The following is a 21,793-nucleotide window of genomic DNA, read 5'->3' on the forward strand; positions in this document are numbered from 1 at the left end:
ATGTCCTTGAACGAATTTCTGAGTCTCGACCCGCTGGCTTTCACGATCACCGCATCGGTGATCGGTTTGCTGGTCGGCAGTTTCCTCAACGTGGTGGTCTGGCGCCTGCCGAAAATGCTTGAGCGTGAATGGCGCTTGCAGGCCCATGACGTCCTGGACTTGCCCCCCGAAGCCCCTGCCCCGACTTATAACCTGATACTGCCTCATTCCGAATGCCCCGACTGTGGCCATCGGATTCGAGCGTGGGAAAACATTCCGCTACTCAGCTATCTGTTTTTACGCGGGCGATGCTCGAACTGCGCCACGCCGATCAGCAAACGTTACCCGCTCACCGAACTGGCCTGCGGCGTGCTGTCGGCGTTCGTCGCCTGGCATTTCGGTTTCGGCTGGCAGGCCTGCATGGTGCTGATCCTGAGCTGGGGCCTGTTGGCGATGAGCCTGATCGACGCCGAGCATCAGCTGTTGCCGGACGTGCTGGTGCTGCCGTTGATATGGCTGGGGCTGATCGTCAATAGTTTCGGGCTCTTCGTTTCACTGCATGACGCGTTTTGGGGCGCGGTGGCCGGCTACATGGCGCTGTGGACGGTGTTCTGGCTGTTCAAGCTGATCACCGGCAAGGATGGCATCGGCTACGGTGACTTCAAGCTGTTGGCGATGCTTGGGGCCTGGGGCGGCTGGCAGATCCTGCCGCTGACCATCCTGCTGTCATCGCTGCTGGGCGCCATCATCGGGGTGGTTGTGCTGCGCCTGCGAGACGCGAAAACCTCGACGCCGCTGCCCTTTGGCCCCTATCTGGCCATTGCCGGCTGGATTGCCTTGCTCTGGGGTGGTCAAATAACCGGCTTCTATTGGCAGTTCATCGGTTTGAAATGAATACCCCTGTGAAAAAACCCTGGATTCTCGGCCTGACCGGCGGTATAGGCAGCGGCAAAAGCGCCGCCGCCCAGCACTTCATCGATCTGGGCGTGCACGTGGTGGACGCCGATCATGCGGCTCGCTGGGTGGTGGAGCCGGGGCGCCCGGCACTGGCGAAGATCGCCGAGCACTTTGGCCCCGGCGTGCTGCAAGCCGACGGCCAACTGGATCGCGCCGCGCTGCGCAAGCTGATCTTCGAAGTGCCAGAGGAACGCCGCTGGCTCGAAGCGCTGTTGCATCCGCTGATCGCCGAAGAAATCACTCAGCATCTGGCCAAGGCACAATCGCCTTACGCGATTCTGGTTTCGCCACTGCTGATCGAGTCCGGGCAGTACGCCATGACCCAACGGGTTTTGGTAATCGATGCTCCGGAACAGTTACAAATCGAACGCACCCTGCAGCGTGACCAGACCAGCGAACAGCAGGTCCAGGCGATCCTCAAGGCCCAGGCCAGCCGACAGGACCGCGTGAGCCATGCCGACGATGTGGTGGTCAACGACCGCGACCTCGCCTGGCTGCACAGCGAGGTCGAACGCCTGCATCATTTTTACCTTACTTTGCCTGGAGGCCAGTCATGAGCCAAATCCCGACCGTCGATTGCCCAACCTGTGGCGCCCCTGTCGAATGGAGCCCGGAAAACAAGTTCCGGCCATTCTGTTCAGACCGTTGCAAACTGATCGACCTGGGCGCCTGGGCGTCAGAAGAACACAAGATCCCGGTGAGCCCGGATGCCGAAGACGAAATGTTCAGCGAAGACTTCGCCCCGCGCCACTGATCCCGCCCCTCAGGGCCGCATAAAGCCATAGTCCTGGCCCTCGTCGAGGTTCTCGGCGAGAAACCGCAACTCATCGGCCAGGTCTTCTGGATTGCGTACCGCCTTGCTCTGCTGCACCACCGCACTGAGCAAGGCGCGCAGGCTCAATCCTGGATCGAAGCCCACCTCTTGCGCCACATCCAGACTCTGACGCAACTCCTGCCGGGCCCACTCATACACACTCATGCCATTGCTCCTGAAGGTTTTCCAGAGCATGGATTCGGCAATGTTTTTTGGATTTGATGTGGATCAAGATTTGGGATCGTCGTCTTTCCAGGGGGCCGAAAGGTAGCGTGTGCGATTGAACGTCTCCAGCCACTCAGGGCAGAACACTACCAATGCGCTGACCACCATGCCGTTGATAAAGGCTTCCGGGAAAATCAGCAGCCACAGGTAGCCGACAAAATCTGCCAGCCAATACGGCATGGCGAAACGTTCGTCGTACCACAGCAGCGTGAGCGCCAGCGTCAGGCACAACAGGGCCGACAATGCAGCGGCAAAAAAACCCGAACAGAAGATGTACACAAACGGATTACGCGGCTGCGCGCGCTCGACCAGGATGGCGCAGCATTCGGTAATCAGCACCGGCAGCAGAATCAGCAGCGCGCCGTTGACCCCCATGGCCACCATGTCCTGCCGCCCGAGCAACACCAATCCTGTTTGCGCGACCAATCCACCGACAATCGCCAACGGCCAATCGAGCAATAACGTCACGGCCGTCATGCCGATGAAGTGATAGGACACTCCGGTATCGAAATCCCGTCGCACCAGCCAGAGCATGAACAGCGCGAACACCGTGCCGAACAACAGGTGCTGACGGCGACTATCGCTGAACAGTTCGACCCATGGCACTCGACACGCAGCCCAGATCACCACCGGCACGTAAATCAGCCAGCCGACTGTGAGACTTTGCTGTGACAGCAGTTCGGCGCCGATCATGGGCGTGCCTTCCTGGGCGGCGAGGTCCGCATAAGCGCAAGACTGTGCAGCAACACTGTTCTATATTTCACGCGTCTCTCCCATCGTGATAGCTCTCAGTCTATACCGGCGTTCTGACTGGCCGTGTCGCGCGTTTACCCCGGCGAGTAGAGACCTCGAAGGATCAAAAACATTACGCAAACTTTACGAGACAAAACCACAAGCCAGTCGATACTGCGCGGCGCTAACAAGACAGGCGTTATCTATGTCCATTGCGGTTTTGCGGTTTATCGGTTTCATCCTGGGTATTTTTCTGATCACGCTCGCGGTGAGCATGGCGATACCGCTGCTCACGCTGGTGATCTATGAACGCAACGATGAGATGTCAGCCTTTCTATGGTCAATCCTGATCACGGTGGTGTCCGGGCTGCTGCTGATTAACAAGGGACGTCCCGAAAACGCTCAGTTGCGTCCCCGCGATATGTACATGCTGACGACCGCCAGTTGGGTGGTTGTCTGCATGTTTGCCGCATTGCCCATGGTTTTTATCCAGCACATCAGTTACACCGACGCGTTTTTTGAAACGATGTCCGGCATCACCACCACCGGATCGACCATTCTGACTGGCCTGGACACCGCCTCCCCCGGGTTGCTGATCTGGCGTTCAATGCTGCATTGGCTGGGCGGGATCGGCTTCATCGGCATGGCCGTGGCCATCCTGCCGCTATTACGGGTCGGGGGGATGCGGCTGTTTCAGACCGAATCATCCGACTGGTCGGAGAAGGTCACACCGCGCTCCCATGTCGCCGCCAAGTATATTCTTGGGCTGTATGTGGGGCTGACCGCGATTTCCACGTTGGCGCTGTGGTTAACCGGAATGACGCCGTTCGAAGCCATCAACCATGCAATGGCGTTGATTTCCACGGGAGGATTTTCCACCTCCGATGCGTCTCTGGCGCACTGGACGCAACCGGCCATTCATTGGGTGTCGGTGGTTATCATGATTCTGGGCAGCCTGCCCTTTACGCTGTATGTGAGCCTGTTGCGCGGGAATAAACAGGCCTTGTTCAACGATCATCAGGTACGCGGCTTCATTGGCTTCTTGCTCATTACCTGGCTGCTGTTCGGCACCTGGTTGTACGTGCACAGCGAGTACGGCTGGTGGGAAGCGTTCCGGATCGTGGCGGTCAACGTGACGTCGGTGGTCACGACGACCGGCGTGGCGCTAGGGGATTACACCTTATGGGGCAGCTTCTCCGTGTTGCTGTTTTTTTATCTGACCTTTGTCGGCGGCTGCTCCGGCTCCACTGCCGGCGGCCTTAAAATCTTTCGTTTTCAAGTGGCTGGCGCCTTGCTCATGGGCAGCCTGAAACAATTGATTCATCCTCGCGCCGTCATCCAGAAGAAATACAACAATCGCCCCATCGATGAAGACATCGCCCGCTCACTCCTGACGTTTTCATTCTTTTTCACCATCACCATCGCAGTGATCGCCATGGGCCTGGCGCTCATCGGCCTGGACTGGACCACTGCATTGAGTGGCGCCGCCACCGCCGTTTGCAATGTGGGGCCAGGCCTTGGTTCGATCATTGGCCCGGCAGGTAACTTCTCGACACTGCCCGATTCGGCCAAATGGCTGCTAACCATCGGCATGCTGCTGGGAAGACTGGAGATCCTCACCGTTCTGGTGCTGTTCATCCCGGTTTTCTGGAAATACTAGCGAGGGTTCTCAATGCGTTTCCCCGCCGCGCCGCAAACCCATTGAGAACGTATCCTGCCCCAACGACCAATGGTGATTTATTGCCTAGACTCCTCTTGTCCACCGTGCAAATGCGTTTCAGACATGAACGGCACGAGAACTAAAACAAGAGGAACATCTAATGCTCAAATCATTGTGGAGCGCGGTCGCCTGCACACTCGCGCTGGGCGCGTCGAGCCTGACGCTGGCGGCTGATCCCGTCGTTATCAAGTTTTCTCACGTGGTTGCCGAACAAACGCCTAAAGGCCAAGGCGCCCTGCTGTTCAAGAAACTCGTCGAAGAACGTCTGCCCGGCAAGGTCAAGGTAGAGGTTTATCCAAACTCTTCGCTGTTTGGTGATGGCAAGGAAATGGAGGCACTGTTGTCGGGCGATGTGCAGATGATTGCGCCGTCGCTGGCCAAATTCGAGCAATACACACCCAAGCTGCAATTGTTCGATCTGCCCTTTCTGTTCAATGACATCTCCGCAGTCGACCGCTTCCAGCAAAGCCCTGACGGCCAAGGGCTTCTCAAGTCCATGGAAAGCAAGAACATCACCGGTCTGGCCTATTGGCATAACGGCATGAAGCAGTTGTCGGCCAACAAGGCGTTGCGTGAACCGGGCGATGCCCGCGGTTTGAAATTTCGCGTGCAGGCTTCGGCGGTGCTCGAGGAGCAATTCAAGGCAGTACGCGCCAACCCTCGCAAGATGAGCTTCGCCGAGGTGTATCAGGGCCTGCAGACCGGCGTCGTCAATGGCGCGGAAAACCCTTACTCGAATATCTACAGCCAGAAAATGCACGAAGTGCAGAAGTTCATCACTGAATCCGACCATGGCTTGCTCGATTACATGTTGATCACCAACACCCGGTTCTGGACTGGCCTGCCGCCGGATATAAAAACCGAGCTGGAAAAGGTCATCGTCGAGGTCACCACTCAGGTGAACAAAGACGCGGAGAAACTGAACCAGGATGCCAAACAGAGCATCATCAACGCCAAAACCACTGAAATCATCACCCTGACCCCGGAACAACGTGGCAAGTGGCGCGAAGCAATGAAACCGGTCTGGAAAAAGTTTGAAGGCGATATCGGTGCCGACCTGATCAAGGCCGCCGAAGCCGCCAACCAGGCTCAGTAATCTGCCGGCGGGCGCCGCCCAAAAGGGCGGCCCCTGTTTCATCGTCATCACTCGATCGGGAGATGCCACTCATGAATGCCTTACGGCGAATCTGGGATCACTTCGAAGAAGGTTTTATCGTCTTCCTGCTGGCGGCAATGACGCTGGTCACGTTCGTCTACGTCATCCTTAACAACCTCTATAGCGTTTTCTACAGCCTCGCCGAGCAGTGGCAGAGCGCCAGCGAACCCTTATTCGCGATTGGCGACAGCGTCATGGGGATGGCCCAGGCCATGACCTGGAGCATATCGCTGACCAAGGCCTTGTTTGCCTGGCTGATCTTTTTTGGCTTGTCCTATGGCGTGCGCACCGCGGGGCATATCGGTGTCGATGCCTTGGTGAAACTGGCCAGCAAACCGGTTCAGCGAATCATTGGCATCATTGCCTGCCTCTGCAGTCTGGCTTATGCGGGCCTGCTCAGCGTCGCCAGTTTCGAATGGATTCAAACCTTGTTCATCGCCGACATCGGTGCCGAGGACCTCGGTCATTACGGCATCATGCAATGGCACATCGGGCTGATTGTGCCCGTGGGTTTTGCCTTGGTATTCATCCGCTTTGCCGAGATCCTGGTGCGCATTGTGCAAAACCGTCAAACGGGCCTGGGCCTGGCGGACGAGGCTGCGGAGGTGATGAAACTGACCGAGCATGAGGATGACAAGAAATGACTATTCTTTTCCTCTTCGCTGCTCTGTTCGCACTGATGTTTATCGGTGTACCCATCGCCATTTCCCTGGGCCTGGCCGGTTCGCTGACGATCATTTTTTTCAGCCCTGACTCCGTGCGCTCATTGGCCATCAAGCTGTTCGAGACCTCCGAGCACTACACATTGCTGGCCATTCCGTTCTTTTTGCTGGCCGGCGCCTTCATGACCACGGGCGGGGTGGCGCGGCGCTTGATCGATTTTGCCAACGCGTGCGTTGGGCATATTCGCGGCGGTCTGGCCATCGCGGCCGTACTGGCGTGCATGCTGTTCGCCGCGTTGTCCGGCTCAAGCCCCGCAACAGTCGCCGCCGTAGGTTCCATTGCCATTGCGGGGATGGTCCGCTCCGGTTATCCACAGGCGTTCGGTGCCGGGATTGTGTGCAACGCCGGCACCCTGGGGATTCTTATTCCTCCGTCTATTGTGATGGTGGTGTATGCCGCGGCGACGGAAACTTCGGTCGGCAAGCTGTTCATGGCCGGCGTGGTGCCCGGCCTGCTGCTGGGTACAGCGCTGATGGTGGCCATCTACGTCGTCGCCGTGAGGAAGAACTTGCCCGCCATGCCACGGGCGACTGTTCGTGAATGGTTGAGTGCAGCACGCAAGGCCATTTGGGGCCTGCTGCTGATGTTCATCATCCTGGGCGGCATCTACAGCGGAATGTTCACCCCGACCGAGGCGGCGGCCGTGGCAGCGGTCTATGCGGCGTTCATTGCGCTATTCGTCTACAAGGACATGTCGTTTCGCGAGATACCAAAGGTACTGCTCGAATCCGCCAAGCTGAGCATCATGCTGATGTTCATCATCGCCAACGCCATGCTCTTCGCCCACGTACTGACCACCGAGCAATTACCTCAACAAATCACCGCCTGGGTCATCGGCGCGGGTCTGACACCGGTGACATTCCTGCTCGTGGTGAACATCGTGTTGTTAATAGCTGGCGCCTTCATGGAGCCCTCGGCAATCATCCTGATCCTGGCGCCGATCATGTTTCCGATTGCCATGAAGTTGGGAATCGACCCGATTCACTTGGGGATCATCATGGTGGTGAACCTGGAGATCGGTCTGATTACGCCGCCCGTGGGTCTGAACCTGTTTGTCACATCGGCGGTGACCGGCATGTCACTGACCGCCACCATCCGTGCAGCGATGCCTTGGCTGATCATCCTGCTGCTGTTCCTGATATTGATTACTTATGTTCCGTGGATTTCTCTGGTTCTGCCGAACTCGCTCGGGATGATGTAAAGGAGTGAGCAGGCCCAAACATTGCGCTGAAAGTCTTGGCCGGGAGGACGGCATGCTCCATGGAGCATATCGATCATCCGGGCCAGACCCAGCACGTAGAGTACGAAGCCATGGGTAACTGCGCCCAGACTCATAACAGCTTCCACGTGTAGCTGAGGATCAGGCGGTTTTCGTCGATATCACTGCGGTAATTGGAACGCGCCATCACATTGCGCACGCGGATCCCGAGGCCTTTGAGACTGCCGCTCTGCAGCACATAACCGATGTCCAGATCACGTTCGCGGTCCTTGCCTTCAAAGCCCTTGCCGGTGTCGACGTTATGGCCGGTGATGTAACGCACGGTGCTGGTCAGGCCGGGCACGCCGAGGGCAGCGAAGTCATAGTCGTAACGCGCCTGCCAGGAGCGCTCATCGGTGTAGGCGAACTCGTAGGTCGGCACCTCGTTGCCCAGTGGTGAGATGTTGGCAAACACCCGCGGGAAGGCGCTGTCGCCGAACATACCTTGATAGCCGACATAAAACGTGTGGCCGCCGCGCTTGGCCGACAGCAATGAGAAGAACGCCTGGTTGTCGATATTGCCCAGTAATTTTTTGCCGTCTTCGCGCGAATCGTAGTAGCCAAGGTTGGCACCCAAGGTCCAATCGCCCATCGGCTGGCTGTGTTTGAGACCGAGAAAGCGCTGTTGGTAGATGTCTTCCAGTTGCCCGAACCAGGCGCTGACCGAGCTGCGTTTGTCATTGAAGGCGTAATCGGCGCCAGCAAAGTTGAAACCATCACCGCTGACCTGACGCTGGGGAACATGACCGAGCATGGCTTGCATCTTTTCATCGCCGGCCTCGTTGCGCAGGCTGGTCGAGTTCAAGTGGCCGCCTTGCAAGGTCAGGCCATCGATTTCATTGGAGCTGATGCTTGCGCCCTGATAACTGGGCGGCAGCAAGCGGATATCGCTGAAGGCCAGCACCGGCACGTTGGGTTGCAACTCCCCCACTTTCAGCTCGGTCCTGGAGTAGCGCATCTTCAGCGCGCCTTCCAGACGGCTGTACTCATTCGCCGCGCGCCCTTCATCGCGCACCGGCAGCAAACCGGTGTTGACCCGGTCCGGGCTGCTGTCGAGCTTGAGGCCGAGCAGGCCGATGACATCCACACCAAAACCGACCGGGCCTTGGGTATAACCGGATTTGACGTTAAGGATGAAGCCCTGCGCCCACTCTTCAGCCTTCGATTGCTGGTTGGCCCCGACGATGTCGGAAAAGTCTCGGCTGAAGTAGTAATTGCGTGCTTGCAAGGTGGCGGTGGTGTCTTCGATGAAGCCACTCTCGGCCGCCATCGCACCAGCGGAGAAACTCGAGACGACCGCCATGGACAACACTGAACCGGTTGCTGGAAGAATCTGTTTCATCACTGTTCTCTTATTGTTATTGATCGACAGGTTGAAGTGACCTGAGGCGTCGGGCACTCAACAGCCCGTGTGCGACGACGCCGAAAATCAGCCTCCAAAAAAACGGCGGACACACCCGACAGCGACATGCCTGAAGCGGTGGTGTGGCATGCCACCGTGCCGCCCGCCGCCTGGTTCAAGCGCTGGTGGGCGTCAACGTCCGGGCAGCAGCGCTACGCTGACTGCTGATGGCAAACACGGTCATGGCGAGGGCCGCCACCGCACCCGGCAAGGCAAACGCCATGAAATTCAGTTGCAGCGGCAGGTTGACCCCCAGCAAGGCACCGCCCAGCAGCGGGCCGACAATCGCGCCGTTGCGGCCGATGCCTGAAGCCCAGCCCAGGCCGGTGGAGCGAATGGTCATGGAATAAAATTGCGCGGCGCAGGCGTACAGCAGAATTTGCGAGCCAATGGTGGTGGCGCCGGCCAGGGCGATCAGCAGGTACAGCACCGGCATCGGACTGTTGAAGCCCAGCAAGGTGATCGATACCGCAGCCACAACGAAAAACACCGCCAGCACACGCGGCAGATTGAGCTTGTCGCCCAGCACACCGCCGCCAACCGCGCCAAAAATGGCCCCGAAGTTAAGCACCAGCAGGAACGACAGACTCGAGCCCAGGCTGTAACCGGCGTTGGCCATCAGTTTCGGCAGCCAGGAACTCAAGGCGTAGACCATCAGCAAGCAACAGAAAAATGCCAGCCACAGCATCAGCGTGCGCAGCGCGCGGCCCTCACGGAACAGTTGCAACACCGGGGTCCCGACGCCCTTCACTTCGCTCATGTGCAACTGATCGCTGGCGAGTGCAACGTAAGCCGGGTCAACCCGTTGCAGAACGTTGCGCGCCTCTTCATTGCGCCCCTGACGCAGCATGAAACCCACCGACTCGGGCAGGAAGTACATGATCAACGGCAATAACAGCAACGGCAGCACCGCCACGTAAAACACTGACTGCCAGCCGAAGCTGGGGATCAGCACGATGCCGAGCCCCGCCGAGAGCATGCCGCCCACCGAATAGCCGCTGAACATGATTGCCACCAGCGTGCTGCGGATTTTCTTCGGCGCGTACTCGTTCATCAGCGCCACGACGTTGGGCATCACTCCGCCAATACCCAGGCCGGCAATGAACCGGCACAGACCAAACTCGGTGGGGTTACGGGCAAATCCATTGAGCACGGTAAAACCGCTTAAGAGCATCACGCACAGGGTGATGGCTTTCTTGCGGCCAATCTTGTCCGACAGCGGGCCGAAAAACAGCGCGCCGAACATCATCCCGAACAGCGCGTAACTTCCCAATGCCCCGGCTTGCAGAGGACTGAGCCCCCACTCTTTCATCAGCATCGGCAACACCACGCCGTAGATCACCAGATCGTATCCGTCGAAGATGATGATCAGGGCGCACCAGAACAGCACCATCCAGTGAAAGCGGTTGAATCGAGCGTTGTCGATCAGCTCATGTACGTCGATCTTGCGCATGGCATCTATCTCTTGTTGTTGTTTTTTTAAGAGTCGGTAACGCGGCTAACGTCCGTACAGCCGAGGGTAGAGACGCCGGGCACGGGGCAATAGCCGCTTTGCGCAGATCGCTATCCGTTTTGTGCAAGGCCCTGAATCGAGTGTGGGCTGAGGCGTGCCGTGGGCATGCCACCCGGCCGCGGAGGCGGGTTATACGCGTGTCCAACCTGATCGAAGCAGGCGTGTTCCAGGAACCTGCGGCAACCCTGTAGAGGGTTGAATCATCGACTAGACTCACGCGATTAGTGATGAAGTTGAACGTCAAGAGCAGCAGGCCGTCCACGACGGACGCCAGGTTTGCTTGAAGCAATGCGCGATCCGCACACTGATCGTGCATCGCAAATCTATCGGTAATCCGAAACTGGCATAGGTGAGGATTTGGTTATGGCAAAACAAAAAAAGAAAACCCCTGCTAAACGTAACTCTGCTGCCCCCTCGAAACTGACGAACAAAGAGTATCTTGAGCAGCTACGCCAGCTGCATGTCGAAATGGTCAAGTTGCAGGAATGGGTGAAGCATAAGGGCATCAAGGTTTGTGTCGTGTTCGAGGGGCGCGACGGTGCCGGCAAAGGGGGGACGATCAAGGCGCTCACCGAGAGGGTAAGCCCGCGTGTCTTTCGGGTGGTGGCGCTACCGGCCCCGACCGATCGCGAGAAGAGCCAGATGTACATTCAACGCTACCTGGCCCACATGCCAGCGGCCGGCGAAGTGGTGATTTTCGATCGCAGTTGGTACAACCGCGCCGGGGTCGAGCGTGTGATGGGATTTTGTACCGATGAACAGGTGACCCGTTTCCTGGCCCTGGCCCCGTTGATGGAACGCATGATGGTCGACTCGGGGGTCATGCTGTTCAAATATTGGCTGGAAGTCAGCGAAGAGGAGCAGACCCGCCGGCTCGAAGCGCGGATCAAGGATGGCCGCAAAATCTGGAAACTGACGCCAATGGATCTCAAGTCATACAGCCGCTGGTATGACTACTCCCGCGCGCGGGACGACATGTTCAAGGCGACCGACACCGAACATGCTCCATGGCTTGTGGCCAACTCGAATGACAAGAAACGGGCCCGCCTCAATATCATCTCTGATCTGCTCAGCCGTATTCCGTACAAGGATGTACCGCGCGAGAAGGTGATTTTGCCCAAGCGGCAGAAATCAGGCAGCTATCGCGAACCGAATTATCCATTGCGGCGCGTTCCGGAAAAATTCTGACCGGCACGTTCAAGCGAATCTGCGCTGTACACCAAAGGGCCACATCCTATGAGCCATTCGGATGCTTTGCCTCCCGTCCCGGAACCGGGCCGCATTGCCCATCGCAATAGCGGCGACACCGGTTGGAGTCGCTGGCTGCCCGGACTGCGCACGCTACGCGAATACAAAATAACCTGGTTGCGGCACGACTTCGTGGCCGGACTGGTGCTGACCACGATGCTGGTGCCTGTCGGCATCGCCTACGCGGTGGCATCGGGCGTACCCGGCATTTATGGCCTTTACGCGACCATCGTTCCGCTGCTCGCTTATGCGCTGTTCGGACCCAGCCGGATTCTGGTGCTGGGGCCGGATTCCTCGCTGGCTGCCGTCATTCTCGCCGTCGTCCTGCCACTGTCCGGCGGTGATCCGCATCGTGCCATCGCCCTTGCGAGCATGATGGCGATCGTATCGGGGGTGGTGTGCATCCTGGCCGGCATAGCGCGCTTGGGCTTTGTCACGGAGCTTCTTTCCAAACCGATCCGCTATGGGTACATGAACGGGATCGCGCTCACGGTATTGATCAGCCAACTGCCCAAGTTATTCGGTTTTTCGATTGAGTCCGACGGCCCCCTGAGAAACCTGTGGGCGATCATTACCGCGGTCATGGAGGGAAAATCCAACTGGACCGCCTTCATGGTCGGCGCAGGCACCTTGGCCGTGATTCTGCTGCTCAAGGGCAACAAACGCGTGCCGGGCATTCTGATCGCCGTGGCAGGGGCGACCGTCGCCGTGGGTGTGCTGGACCTTGCAGCGCGTGCGGGAGTGTCAGTTCTTGGCTCTCTTCCGCAAGGCTTGCCTGCGTTCGCCATCCCCTGGATCACCAGGGACGACATCGTTCCCGTCCTCATCGGTGGTTGCGCCGTTGCCTTGGTTTCGTTTGCCGATACCAGCGTGCTCTCACGTGTCTATGCGGCGCGGACCCGCACCTATGTCGACCCGAACCAGGAAATGGTGGGCCTCGGCGTCGCCAACCTGGCCGCCGGATTTTTTCAGGGTTTTGCGATCAGTAGCAGTTCGTCACGTACGCCCGTGGCCGAGGCCGCAGGCGCCAAAACCCAGTTGACCGGAGTCATCGGCGCGCTTGCGGTTGCCTTATTGCTGATGGTGGCACCGGACCTCCTGGAGGATTTACCCACCAGCGCCCTGGCTGCGGTGGTGATCGCATCCGCCATCGGCCTGATCGAGGTCACCGACTTGCGACGCATTTATCGAATCCAGCGTTGGGAGTTCTGGCTGTCGATCGTCTGCACCGTCGGCGTGGCCGTGCTGGGCGCGATCGAGGGAATCGGCCTGGCCATCGTAATTGCCGTCATCGAATTCCTGTGGGATGGCTGGCGTCCTTACTCTGCCGTCCTGGGGCGCGCGGATGGCGTGAAGGGTTATCACGACATCAAGCGCTATCCCGACGCGCGCCTTGTACCCGGCCTGGTCCTGTTTCGCTGGGATGCGCCGTTGTTTTTCGCCAATGCCGAGTTGTTCCATGACCGAGTGCTGGACGCCGTGGCTGCATCGCCTACGCCAGTGTGCTGGCTGGTGGTTGCGGCGGAACCCGTCACCAGCGTGGACGTGACCTCCGCCGACATGTTGGCGGAACTGGACGAAACGTTACATGCGGCGGGTATCAAGTTGTGCGTGGCCGAAATGAAAGACCCGGTCAAAGACAAGCTGAAGCGATTCGGGCTTTTTGCGCGGCTGGGTGAAACAGCGTTCTTTCCAACAATAGGCTCAGCGGTCGACAGCTATCTCGCCATGCATCCGGTGGACTGGATGGGTCGGGAGAACAAGGGACGCTGAGCGACATGTTCAGTCTCTACAGGAGGTCATTCATGGTTCCCATACCCACGCTCGAAAAGGTTTTTTCCCGAGACCTGCTCGATGTACTGATTCGTGCCGGAGTGATTGCCGTTCTGGTGATGTTCTGCTTTCAGATATTTAGCCCGTTCCTCGATCTGATGCTGTGGTCGGTGATCCTGGCAATCACCCTCTATCCCCTGCAAGTCAGGTTCAAAAGCAAGCTGGGGAATAAAGACGGGGCCACCGCGACGCTGATCGTATTGATCGTCATCAGTATTCTTATGGTGCCTATTTATTTGTTGGGCGCCTCGATTGCGGATTCCGTGGAAAAGGTCATGACCATGGTCAAGACCGACAGTTTCCATATTCCGCCCCCCTCCGATGCGATAGCCAGCTGGCCATTGGTGGGCGAACCTCTTTATAACGTGTGGGCGCAAGCCGCCACTGACCTGCCCGATCTGGCACACAAGTTCATGCCGCAGATCAAAGGTGTCAGCCTTTCCCTGCTGAGCAAGCTTGCGGGTGTCGGCATGGGGCTCCTTTTATTCATCGTCGCCCTGATTATTGCCGGTATTTTTTTAGCGTATGGAGAAAGCGGCCATCGTAGCGCGGTGCAAATCGTTACGCGTTTCAGCGGTCCAATCAACGGGCCGAAAATCGCCGATCTGTGCACCGCCACCATCCGGGCAGTGGCATTGGGGGTGGTCGGCATCGCTTTCATCCAGATGCTGTTGGTGGGTATCGGTTTTGTATTCATGGGCGTCCCCGGCGCCGGCCTTCTCGCCTTGGCGGTGCTGCTGCTTGGCATCATGCAATTACCGGCAAGCCTGATTACCCTGCCGGTCATCGTCTTTGTTTTCATGAGCGAAGGTGCGAGTACGGCGACCATTGTGTTTGCCATTTATGTCTTCATCGCAGGATTGGTCGATAACGTCCTCAAACCGCTGCTGTTGGGGCGAGGTGTCGATGTGCCGATGCCCGTGGTGCTGATCGGCGCCTTGGGCGGCATGGTCACGGGCGGTATCCTTGGCCTGTTTATCGGCCCTGTAATACTCGCGGTCGGCTATCAGCTGTTCTGGGAATGGGTGGATCAAGCGCAAGAGCCCGGGCCAGATAATCAGGTACCTGATACGGCGGCAGAAAATATTCGCTGATGAACACCCATAGGCATGCCAGCAAAACGGCTGAAGAAATCCCGACAGACTTTTCTGTTTTGCAACAGACGTGTTATTCAGATCACATTTGAACGCTAAGCTTGGGCCTATGGATGATTCAGATTATTTACGCCTGCTGACCATTGCGGCCGAGCAAGCCAACACGTTCCTCTCCAATGCCCGCAAATGGGAGCGTGAGCGTTGGGTTTGCCAGCGCCTGCTGCAAGGCCTGAACATTCCCTATCGCGCCGACGAATTTGCCCCCGCCGGAGAGCCACCGGACGTGTTGTTCCGCGACGCGAACTTCGAAGTGTTCTTTGTGCTCGACGAGGGTCGACGCCTCAACGACGAATGGCGCGACGAGCTGCAACGCCGACGCAGCGCGTTTTCCCTGAGCCAATTGGTGCGCCGCGAGGCCAAGCCCCGGCGCATCCCGGCCAATGAGTTTCTGCTAAGACTGGCGCCGACCTTGCGCAAAAAAGCCCACAACTACCAAGAACGCGGCATGGACCTGGGGGAGCTGGACATTATTGCGTTCGCCAGCCTCAAGCGCGAAGTGCTGGACCTCAACAGTCACTTTCCACCGCCCACCGAATACCTGCGTCAGGGTTGGCGCTCGTTGTCGCTGGTCGGCCCGACTTTCGCCCGAGTGTTGTTCGCCCATCCGGAAGCCCCGGACTTCCTGCGCGGCAACCTGGGACGCAGCATTGTTTTCGACGTCGGGATCAGCCTGTGAGCCCCTTGCAGGCACTGATCGGCGAAGTACCGCAACAAGGCCGTGTCCGCTGGATCGGGGTGCGGCCGCAATCCCGCTCGCCAATGATCGAACTCGAGGCCGTGGAAGCGCGGCTCGAGGCCGGGTTGACCGGTGATCATGCCCGTCCCGGTGTGCGCAATGCGCGGCAGGTGACCTTGATTCAGTGGGAGCACCTGGCTGTCATCCATTCGCTGATGGGCCGCCCGGACGATCAACCCGTACGACCTCAAGATCTGCGACGCAATATCGTTGTCAGCGGTATCAACCTGTTCAGCCTCAAGGGCCGGCGTTTCAGGATTGGCCAGGCGATTTTCGAAACCACGGGCTGGTGCCAGCCCTGCGCACGCCTGGAAAACAACCTCGGCCCCGGGACTTTTCAGGCCGTGCGCGGACATGGTGGAATCACTGCCCGAGTGTTACAAAGTGGCATCATTCGCCTGGACGACAGGGTGAACGTCGAGCCGATTCCGGACAGCGGCTATGCTCCGTTCAATCCAGGATAAAAGCCCTGTAGCTTCTCCACATTCAGCAACGTCTACCTGACGAGGCCAATATGACCAGCCGCCTGAACCCCGACGACCAAAAGCATGTCGAAGAGTACCTGCGCCTGTCCCAGCACCAAGTCGAGCGCCGGCCTTTCCGGCCGTGGATGCTCCTGGTGCTGGTGTTGGCAGTGACCATTGGTTTAGGCCTGTTGAGCCGACTTATCAGTTACCTGACGCTATGAGCAGCCGAGGGTCTGTTGACGTTTGATGACGAACCGCGTCGTCAAACATCAACAGCCCCTCATGCTCGCTCGGTTGACTGCACCGATTTCTTTTAGCCTTGCGAGATATCCCCATGACTCATCGTATTGTCATCGTTGGCGGCGGCGCCGGCGGTCTGGAGTTGGCTACCCGTCTGGGTAAGACTCTGGGCAAGCGCGGCACGGCCAGTGTAATGCTGGTCGACGCGAACCTGACCCACATCTGGAAACCGCTGTTGCACGAAGTGGCGGCAGGTTCCCTGAACTCTTCCGAAGACGAACTCAACTATGTTGCCCAGGCAAAATGGAACCACTTCGAGTTCCAGCTAGGGCGCATGAGCGGGCTCGATCGGGCACAGAAGAAAATCCAGCTGGCCGCCACCTACGACGAGGCTGGCCTGGAACTGGTGCCGGCGCGCGAAGTGCCTTATGACTCACTGGTGATTGCCGTCGGCAGTACCACCAACGACTTCGGCACACAGGGCGCGGAGCAGCATTGCCTGTTCCTCGACACCCGCAAACAGGCCGAGCGCTTCCATCAACAACTGCTCAATCATTACCTGCGCGCCCACGCCGGGCAGACCGACAAGGTCGAACAGATTAGCGTAGCGATCGTCGGCGCCGGCGCCACCGGGGTCGAACTGGCAGCGGAACTGCACAACGCAGCCCATGAACTCGCGGCTTACGGCCTGGATCGAATCAAGCCGGAAAACATGCACATCACCCTGATCGAAGCCGGGCCACGGGTGTTGCCGGCCCTGCCGGAACGAATCGGCGGGCCTGTGCATAAAACCCTGGAGAAACTCGGGGTCAATGTGATGACCAACGCCGCTGTCAGCGAAGTGACGACAGACAGCCTGATTACCGCCGATGGCAAAGTGATCAACGCCAGCCTCAAAGTCTGGGCCGCCGGGATTCGTGCGCCGGGCTTCCTCAAGGACATCGATGGCCTGGAAACCAACCGCATCAACCAGCTGCAGGTATTGCCGACTCTGCAGACCACGCGTGACGAAGATATCTTCGCTTTCGGTGATTGCGCGGCGTGCCCACAACCGGGCAGCGACCGCAACGTGCCACCGCGTGCCCAGGCCGCGCACCAGCAAGCTTCGTTGCTGGCCAAATCGCTGAAACTGCGGATCGAAGGCAAAGCCCTGCCGGAATACAAGTACACCGATTACGGCTCGCTGATTTCACTGTCGCGTTTTTCGGCTGTGGGTAACTTGATGGGCAACCTGACCGGCAGCGTCATGCTCGAGGGCTGGCTGGCGCGAATGTTTTACGTGTCGCTGTATCGCATGCACCAGATGGCGCTATATGGCGCGTTCCGCACGGCGATGTTGATGCTGGGCAGCAGGATTGGTCGCGGGACTGAACCGCGATTGAAGCTGCATTAAGATTTTCGGCGTTACTTAGGGCCTCTTCGCGGGCAAGCCTCGCTCCTACAGTGGATCTGTGTCGTACACAAAATGTGCAACCAATAACGATCTTGTAGGAGCGAGGCTTGCCCGCGAAGCAGGCGCCTCGGTCCAACTTCCAGGCTCCTGTGTTTCTCACTGTATCTCCCCCACTGATTCCATCCCTTCGCTTACAAAGCCCCCCTTGCGCGACACAGTAGCGATACACCACACCCGCTAAATGGCCACACCCGAGCAAGGCACTGCCTGCTCCGGTCATTGCCGCATTCACGTGGCGTCCTTTATCGAGCGGTTGTGTTGTGCAACCCAGGAGATTTGTAATGTCCCGTACCACTACTCTCAGCAAAAACACCGTTGGCCTGCTCGGCGCTGTCCTGGCCGGCGGCATGATGATGTCCGGCTCCGTATTCGCTTCGCAGCCATTGACTCAAGGCTACTTGCTGGCCTCGGCGGAACAGGCCGTGAAGACGCCGGAAGGCAAATGTGGAGAAGGTAAATGCGGCGAAGGCAAATGCGGCGACGCCTCCATGGCCCGGACCGATACCGATGATGATGGCCAGGTATCGCGCGCGGAATTTTTGAAGGTGGCGCCCAAGGCTGACTTCGACAAGATCGACACCAACCACGATGGTCAAATCTCGGAACAAGAGGCTTTTGATAACGTGAAAGCCAACTACGAAGCCAATGGCAAAAAAATGCCGAAGGGCTTGTTTGAACACCTTAAAGACAACAGCTAAGCCTCTGAAACCCAAGCCCTGCCTCTGAGTCGAGAAGCAGGGCTTTTTTTGCATTTACAGCAGGCAAAAAAAATCCCCGTATCTTTCGATACGAGGATTTTTAATATGGTCGGGGTAAGGGGATTCGAACTCCTGACATCCTGCTCCCAAAGCAGGCGCGCTACCGGACTGCGCTATACCCCGGTAAAAAAAAGGCACCTTTGAAAGGCGCCTTCTGCGAACAGAGCTTTTGGCGTCTGATCTTAAGATTTGATTCCAGCGTTAACTGGTTTCAAAAATGGTGGGTCGTGTGGGATTCGAACCTACGACCAATTGGTTAAAAGCCAACTGCTCTACCAACTGAGCTAACGACCCAAAAATGGTCGGGGTAAGGGGATTCGAACTCCTGACATCCTGCTCCCAAAGCAGGCGCGCTACCGGACTGCGCTATACCCCGGTTTGAAATTGGCTCCGTGACCAGGACTCGAACCTGGGACCCAATGATTAACAGTCATTTGCTCTACCGACTGAGCTATCACGGAACTACATATTTCAATTTACAACTGGTATTTCAATTTACAACTGTGAAGCTTGCTTCACCTCTTCGACCCGTTCGCATCGCTGCGTTCGTGTGTCTGAGGCGCGCTATTCTACAATCTTAAGCACCTCTGTCAACCCCCTAAATTGCTTTCAAGTTAATGATTTGCAACTTATTTCAGATTCCTGCTTGGGGAGCAGAAACCCTTCAGGGCGACTTACTGCGGGGCGCACTTTACAAGCCTTTTCCTTTGAGTTCAACAGCCTGGCGAAAAAAAGGCCTCACAACGCGAGGCCTCTTTCAATTTGCTGCCAGCGGGAATCAGACGAAAACGATTTCGTCGTTTTCCACCGTGCCCTTGGCCGTCTCGCCTGGCATGTATCGACCGGACAGAATCAGCTGGGCCAACGGGTTCTCGATCCAGCGCTGGATCGCCCGTTTCAGCGGCCGTGCGCCATACACTGGGTCGTAACCGACGGCAATCAGCTTGTCCATCGCTTCCGGGCTCAGCTCAAGCTTCAGCTCGCGCTCAGTCAGGCGGCTACGCAGGCGACCCAACTGGATCTCGGTAATGCCGGCGATCTGATCACGAGCCAGCGGCTCGAAAATCACCACTTCGTCGACCCGGTTGATGAACTCCGGCCGGAAGTGCGTGGAAATCGCATCCATCACCGCGGCGCGTTGCGCTTCGCGATCCCCGATCAGTTCCTGGATCTGCACCGAGCCGAGGTTGGAGGTCATGACGATCACGGTATTCTTGAAATCCACCGTGCGGCCATGGCTGTCGGTCAAACGGCCATCCTCGAGCACTTGCAGCAAAATGTTGAACACATCCGGATGGGCCTTCTCGACCTCGTCCAGGAGGATCACCGAATAAGGCTTGCGACGCACGGCCTCGGTCAGGTAACCGCCCTCTTCATAGCCGACGTAGCCCGGTGGTGCACCGATCAGTCGAGCCACGGAATGTTTCTCCATGAACTCGGACATGTCGATCCGCACCATCGCTTCTTCGGTATCGAACAGGAACTCGGCCAGCGCCTTGCACAGCTCGGTTTTACCGACACCGGTCGGGCCGAGAAACATGAACGAGCCGCTCGGGCGATTCGGGTCGGACAACCCGGCGCGGGAACGTCGCACCGCGTTGGAGACAGCGATCACCGCCTCGTCCTGACCAATCACACGCTGATGCAGCAGACTTTCCATCTTCATCAGTTTTTCGCGCTCGCCCTCGAGCATTTTCGCCACGGGGATGCCGGTCCACTTCGACACGACTTCAGCGATCTCTTCTTCAGTCACCTTGCTGCGCAACAACTGGTTTTCGCTTTTGCCGTGCTGGTCGACCATTTGCAGGCTGCGCTCCAGGTCCGGGATCACGCCGTATTGCAGCTCGGCCATGCGGTTCAGGTCGCCTTTACGGCGTGCGGCTTCCAGCTCCTGTCGGGATTGCTCGATTTTCTGCTGGATCTGCGCCGAACCATGGACTTCGGCTTTTTCCGAGTTCCAGATTTCTTCGAGGTCCGAATACTCACGCTCGTGACGGGCGATTTCTTCCTGCAGTTTTTCCAGACGTTTCTTCGCCGCGTCGTCGCTTTCTTTCTTCAGCGCCTGGGATTCCACCTTCAGCTGAATCAAACGACGCTCCAGACGGTCCAGCACTTCGGGCTTGGAGTCGATCTCCATGCGGATGCGGCTGGCGGCTTCGTCGATCAGGTCGATGGCCTTGTCCGGCAGCTGGCGGTCAGTGATGTAGCGATGACTGAGCTTGGCCGCGGCGATAATCGCGCCGTCGGTGATCGCCACCTTGTGGTGAACCTCGTAACGCTCTTTCAGGCCACGCAGAATGGCGATGGTGTCTTCTTCGCTCGGCTCATCCACCAGGACTTTCTGGAAGCGCCGTTCGAGGGCCGCGTCCTTCTCTATATATTGGCGGTATTCGTTGAGCGTGGTCGCGCCGACGCAATGCAGCTCACCACGGGCCAACGCAGGCTTGAGCATGTTGCCCGCATCCATCGAACCTTCGCCCTTGCCGGCGCCGACCATGGTGTGCAGTTCGTCGATGAACAGAATGATCTGCCCTTCCTGCTTCGACAGTTCGTTGAGCAGGGACTTGAGGCGTTCTTCAAACTCGCCGCGGTATTTGGCACCAGCAATCAAAGCCCCCATGTCCAGGGACAACAGACGCTTGCCTCTCAGGCCATCCGGGACTTCGCCATTGATGATGCGCTGGGCCAGGCCTTCGGCGATGGCGGTTTTACCCACACCAGGCTCACCGATCAGGACCGGGTTGTTCTTGGTGCGGCGTTGCAGAACCTGAATCGTGCGACGAATTTCGTCGTCACGGCCGATCACTGGATCGAGCTTGCCTTCTTCGGCGCGCTTGGTCAGGTCAATGGTGTATTTGTCGAGCGCCTGGCGTGACTCTTCGTGGTTGGCGTCATTGACGGCCTCACCGCCGCGCAGGTTGTTGATCGCATTTTCCAGGGCTTTTTTACTTACGCCTTGGCTCAGCAACAATTTGCCGAGTTTGCTGTTCTCGTCCATCGCGGCGAGCAGCACCAGTTCGCTGGAGATGAATTGGTCACCCTTCTGCTGGGCCAGGCGGTCAGCCTGGTTGAGCAGGCGCGCCAGATCCTGGGACATGTTCACGTCGCCGGTCGGGTTCTGGATTTTTGGTAGCTGATCGAGAGCTTTGGTCAGCTCCTTGCGCAAGCTGTTGACGTCGAAACCCACTTGCATCAGCAGGGGTTTGATCGAACCGCCTTGCTGCTCAAGCATGGCCTGCATCAAATGCGCCGGCTCAATGGCCGGATGGTCGAGGCCGACGGCCAGGGATTGGGCGTCGGACAAGGCTAACTGCAACTTGCTGGTTAAACGGTCTATACGCATGGGTCACCTTCCTTTTGAGCAGGCCGGACCTATAAACATCCTGAATGAAGAAACCTGCCAGATACCGCTATAGATGCGGTCG

The 21,793-nt window shown here is 58.0% G+C and carries 20 protein-coding genes and 4 tRNA genes; 15 read left to right on the forward strand and 9 right to left on the reverse strand.

Annotated elements, in window-relative coordinates; all coding sequences use genetic code 11:
• From FHW68_RS20350 to yacG, 3 genes are read left to right on the forward strand one after another with little or no spacing between them, the layout of a single operon-like run.
• On the forward strand, positions 1 to 873 hold the full coding sequence (locus tag FHW68_RS20350) for an A24 family peptidase (RefSeq protein WP_095630621.1): 873 nt from the start codon (positions 1 to 3) through the stop codon (positions 871 to 873).
• Positions 870 to 1,493 carry a dephospho-CoA kinase gene (coaE, locus tag FHW68_RS20355; RefSeq protein ID WP_095630620.1) on the forward strand — a complete coding sequence of 208 codons (624 nt, stop codon included), beginning with the start codon at positions 870 to 872 and terminating at the stop codon, positions 1,491 to 1,493. Before FHW68_RS20350 ends, coaE begins: the two co-directional genes overlap by 4 nt.
• Positions 1,490 to 1,690: a DNA gyrase inhibitor YacG gene (gene yacG / locus FHW68_RS20360; RefSeq protein ID WP_183682682.1), complete on the forward strand. Its 201-nt coding sequence runs from the start codon at positions 1,490 to 1,492 to the stop codon at positions 1,688 to 1,690. The genes coaE and yacG overlap by 4 nt, the downstream gene beginning before the upstream one ends.
• Positions 1,691 to 1,699: 9 nt before the next feature.
• Here yacG and FHW68_RS20365 read toward each other — a convergent pair whose 3' ends face one another.
• Complete coding sequence (locus FHW68_RS20365) at positions 1,700 to 1,915, reverse strand: hypothetical protein (protein WP_095630618.1); 216 nt, start codon at positions 1,913 to 1,915, stop codon at positions 1,700 to 1,702.
• 63 nt (positions 1,916 to 1,978) lie between these two features.
• Positions 1,979 to 2,668 (reverse strand): energy-coupling factor ABC transporter permease, encoded by a 690-nt coding sequence (locus tag FHW68_RS20370; RefSeq protein ID WP_095630617.1) that lies wholly within the window; start codon positions 2,666 to 2,668, stop codon positions 1,979 to 1,981.
• 244 nt (positions 2,669 to 2,912) lie between these two features.
• Here FHW68_RS20370 and FHW68_RS20375 point away from each other — a divergent pair, with 244 nt between their 5' ends.
• The 4 genes from FHW68_RS20375 to dctM all read left to right on the forward strand — a co-directional run bounded on the left by FHW68_RS20375 (position 2,913) and on the right by dctM (position 7,507).
• Positions 2,913 to 4,367 carry a TrkH family potassium uptake protein gene (locus FHW68_RS20375; RefSeq protein ID WP_183682685.1) on the forward strand — a complete coding sequence of 485 codons (1,455 nt, stop codon included), beginning with the start codon at positions 2,913 to 2,915 and terminating at the stop codon, positions 4,365 to 4,367.
• Between the two features lie 160 nt (positions 4,368 to 4,527).
• Positions 4,528 to 5,523 (forward strand): TRAP transporter substrate-binding protein, encoded by a 996-nt coding sequence (locus FHW68_RS20380; protein ID WP_183682688.1) that lies wholly within the window; start codon positions 4,528 to 4,530, stop codon positions 5,521 to 5,523.
• 71 nt (positions 5,524 to 5,594) lie between these two features.
• Complete coding sequence (locus FHW68_RS20385) at positions 5,595 to 6,227, forward strand: TRAP transporter small permease (RefSeq protein ID WP_052967642.1); 633 nt, start codon at positions 5,595 to 5,597, stop codon at positions 6,225 to 6,227.
• The gene (dctM, locus tag FHW68_RS20390) at positions 6,224 to 7,507 is read left to right on the forward strand and encodes a C4-dicarboxylate TRAP transporter large permease protein DctM (RefSeq protein WP_183682691.1); all 1,284 of its coding nucleotides are present in this window, start codon (positions 6,224 to 6,226) and stop codon (positions 7,505 to 7,507) included. The genes FHW68_RS20385 and dctM overlap by 4 nt, the downstream gene beginning before the upstream one ends.
• Before the next feature lie 130 nt (positions 7,508 to 7,637).
• Here dctM and FHW68_RS20395 read toward each other — a convergent pair whose 3' ends face one another.
• Both FHW68_RS20395 and FHW68_RS20400 read right to left on the reverse strand, forming a co-directional pair.
• Positions 7,638 to 8,906 (reverse strand): OprD family porin, encoded by a 1,269-nt coding sequence (locus tag FHW68_RS20395; protein WP_183682694.1) that lies wholly within the window; start codon positions 8,904 to 8,906, stop codon positions 7,638 to 7,640.
• A gap of 175 nt (positions 8,907 to 9,081) precedes the next feature.
• Complete coding sequence (locus FHW68_RS20400; protein WP_183682696.1) at positions 9,082 to 10,419, reverse strand: MFS transporter; 1,338 nt, start codon at positions 10,417 to 10,419, stop codon at positions 9,082 to 9,084.
• 423 nt (positions 10,420 to 10,842) lie between these two features.
• On the opposite strand from FHW68_RS20400, the gene ppk2 reads away from it, so the two are divergent.
• From ppk2 to FHW68_RS20440, 8 genes are all read left to right on the forward strand, one after another.
• Positions 10,843 to 11,667, forward strand: coding sequence for a polyphosphate kinase 2 (ppk2, locus tag FHW68_RS20405; RefSeq protein WP_183682699.1), 825 nt, complete (start codon positions 10,843 to 10,845; stop codon positions 11,665 to 11,667).
• Between the two features lie 48 nt (positions 11,668 to 11,715).
• A complete protein-coding gene (locus FHW68_RS20410) occupies positions 11,716 to 13,500 on the forward strand; it encodes a SulP family inorganic anion transporter (protein WP_183682701.1) in 1,785 nt (594 codons plus the stop codon).
• Positions 13,501 to 13,532: 32 nt separating this feature from the next.
• Positions 13,533 to 14,654 (forward strand): AI-2E family transporter, encoded by a 1,122-nt coding sequence (locus FHW68_RS20415; RefSeq protein WP_095630609.1) that lies wholly within the window; start codon positions 13,533 to 13,535, stop codon positions 14,652 to 14,654.
• 109 nt (positions 14,655 to 14,763) lie between these two features.
• Entirely contained in the window at positions 14,764 to 15,390 is a 627-nt protein-coding gene (locus FHW68_RS20420; protein ID WP_095630608.1) for a DUF1780 domain-containing protein, read from the forward strand.
• On the forward strand, positions 15,387 to 15,914 hold the full coding sequence (locus FHW68_RS20425) for an MOSC domain-containing protein (RefSeq protein ID WP_183682704.1): 528 nt from the start codon (positions 15,387 to 15,389) through the stop codon (positions 15,912 to 15,914). Before FHW68_RS20420 ends, FHW68_RS20425 begins: the two co-directional genes overlap by 4 nt.
• A 50-nt stretch (positions 15,915 to 15,964) precedes the next feature.
• Positions 15,965 to 16,138 (forward strand): DUF3094 domain-containing protein, encoded by a 174-nt coding sequence (locus FHW68_RS20430; protein WP_050681443.1) that lies wholly within the window; start codon positions 15,965 to 15,967, stop codon positions 16,136 to 16,138.
• Positions 16,139 to 16,251: 113 nt separating this feature from the next.
• A complete protein-coding gene (locus FHW68_RS20435; protein WP_183682707.1) occupies positions 16,252 to 17,550 on the forward strand; it encodes an NAD(P)/FAD-dependent oxidoreductase in 1,299 nt (432 codons plus the stop codon).
• Between the two features lie 341 nt (positions 17,551 to 17,891).
• Complete coding sequence (locus FHW68_RS20440; RefSeq protein ID WP_095630605.1) at positions 17,892 to 18,308, forward strand: hypothetical protein; 417 nt, start codon at positions 17,892 to 17,894, stop codon at positions 18,306 to 18,308.
• A gap of 106 nt (positions 18,309 to 18,414) precedes the next feature.
• On the opposite strand, the gene FHW68_RS20445 is transcribed toward FHW68_RS20440, so the two are convergent.
• The 5 genes from FHW68_RS20445 to clpB form a co-directional block, all read right to left on the reverse strand.
• Positions 18,415 to 18,491: transfer RNA gene (locus FHW68_RS20445), tRNA-Pro, on the reverse strand.
• Positions 18,492 to 18,586: 95 nt separating this feature from the next.
• Positions 18,587 to 18,662, reverse strand: a tRNA-Lys gene (locus FHW68_RS20450).
• Between the two features lie 5 nt (positions 18,663 to 18,667).
• A tRNA-Pro gene (locus FHW68_RS20455) sits at positions 18,668 to 18,744 on the reverse strand.
• A gap of 9 nt (positions 18,745 to 18,753) precedes the next feature.
• A tRNA-Asn gene (locus tag FHW68_RS20460) sits at positions 18,754 to 18,829 on the reverse strand.
• Between the two features lie 317 nt (positions 18,830 to 19,146).
• Positions 19,147 to 21,711 (reverse strand): ATP-dependent chaperone ClpB, encoded by a 2,565-nt coding sequence (gene clpB / locus FHW68_RS20465; protein WP_095632289.1) that lies wholly within the window; start codon positions 21,709 to 21,711, stop codon positions 19,147 to 19,149.
• Positions 21,712 to 21,793: the final 82 nt, after the last annotated feature.

Origin of the sequence: Pseudomonas sp. Tn43 (assembly GCF_014192635.1) — a bacterium.
Lineage (GTDB): Bacteria > Pseudomonadota > Gammaproteobacteria > Pseudomonadales > Pseudomonadaceae > Aquipseudomonas.

Bases quoted from the DNA above. Each gene is read 5' to 3' on its own strand.
- FHW68_RS20350 (WP_095630621.1), top strand. From the start codon at position 1: ATGTCCTTGAACGAATTTCTGAGTCTCGACCCGCTGGCTTTCACGATC.
- coaE (WP_095630620.1), top strand. From the start codon at position 870: ATGAATACCCCTGTGAAAAAACCCTGGATTCTCGGCCTGACCGGCGGT.
- yacG (WP_183682682.1), top strand. From the start codon at position 1,490: ATGAGCCAAATCCCGACCGTCGATTGCCCAACCTGTGGCGCCCCTGTC.
- FHW68_RS20365 (WP_095630618.1), bottom strand. From the start codon at position 1,915: ATGAGTGTGTATGAGTGGGCCCGGCAGGAGTTGCGTCAGAGTCTGGAT.
- FHW68_RS20370 (WP_095630617.1), bottom strand. From the start codon at position 2,668: ATGATCGGCGCCGAACTGCTGTCACAGCAAAGTCTCACAGTCGGCTGG.
- FHW68_RS20375 (WP_183682685.1), top strand. From the start codon at position 2,913: ATGTCCATTGCGGTTTTGCGGTTTATCGGTTTCATCCTGGGTATTTTT.
- FHW68_RS20380 (WP_183682688.1), top strand. From the start codon at position 4,528: ATGCTCAAATCATTGTGGAGCGCGGTCGCCTGCACACTCGCGCTGGGC.
- FHW68_RS20385 (WP_052967642.1), top strand. From the start codon at position 5,595: ATGAATGCCTTACGGCGAATCTGGGATCACTTCGAAGAAGGTTTTATC.
- dctM (WP_183682691.1), top strand. From the start codon at position 6,224: ATGACTATTCTTTTCCTCTTCGCTGCTCTGTTCGCACTGATGTTTATC.
- FHW68_RS20395 (WP_183682694.1), bottom strand. From the start codon at position 8,906: ATGAAACAGATTCTTCCAGCAACCGGTTCAGTGTTGTCCATGGCGGTC.
- FHW68_RS20400 (WP_183682696.1), bottom strand. From the start codon at position 10,419: ATGCGCAAGATCGACGTACATGAGCTGATCGACAACGCTCGATTCAAC.
- ppk2 (WP_183682699.1), top strand. From the start codon at position 10,843: ATGGCAAAACAAAAAAAGAAAACCCCTGCTAAACGTAACTCTGCTGCC.
- FHW68_RS20410 (WP_183682701.1), top strand. From the start codon at position 11,716: ATGAGCCATTCGGATGCTTTGCCTCCCGTCCCGGAACCGGGCCGCATT.
- FHW68_RS20415 (WP_095630609.1), top strand. From the start codon at position 13,533: ATGGTTCCCATACCCACGCTCGAAAAGGTTTTTTCCCGAGACCTGCTC.
- FHW68_RS20420 (WP_095630608.1), top strand. From the start codon at position 14,764: ATGGATGATTCAGATTATTTACGCCTGCTGACCATTGCGGCCGAGCAA.
- FHW68_RS20430 (WP_050681443.1), top strand. From the start codon at position 15,965: ATGACCAGCCGCCTGAACCCCGACGACCAAAAGCATGTCGAAGAGTAC.
- FHW68_RS20435 (WP_183682707.1), top strand. From the start codon at position 16,252: ATGACTCATCGTATTGTCATCGTTGGCGGCGGCGCCGGCGGTCTGGAG.
- FHW68_RS20440 (WP_095630605.1), top strand. From the start codon at position 17,892: ATGTCCCGTACCACTACTCTCAGCAAAAACACCGTTGGCCTGCTCGGC.
- clpB (WP_095632289.1), bottom strand. From the start codon at position 21,711: ATGCGTATAGACCGTTTAACCAGCAAGTTGCAGTTAGCCTTGTCCGAC.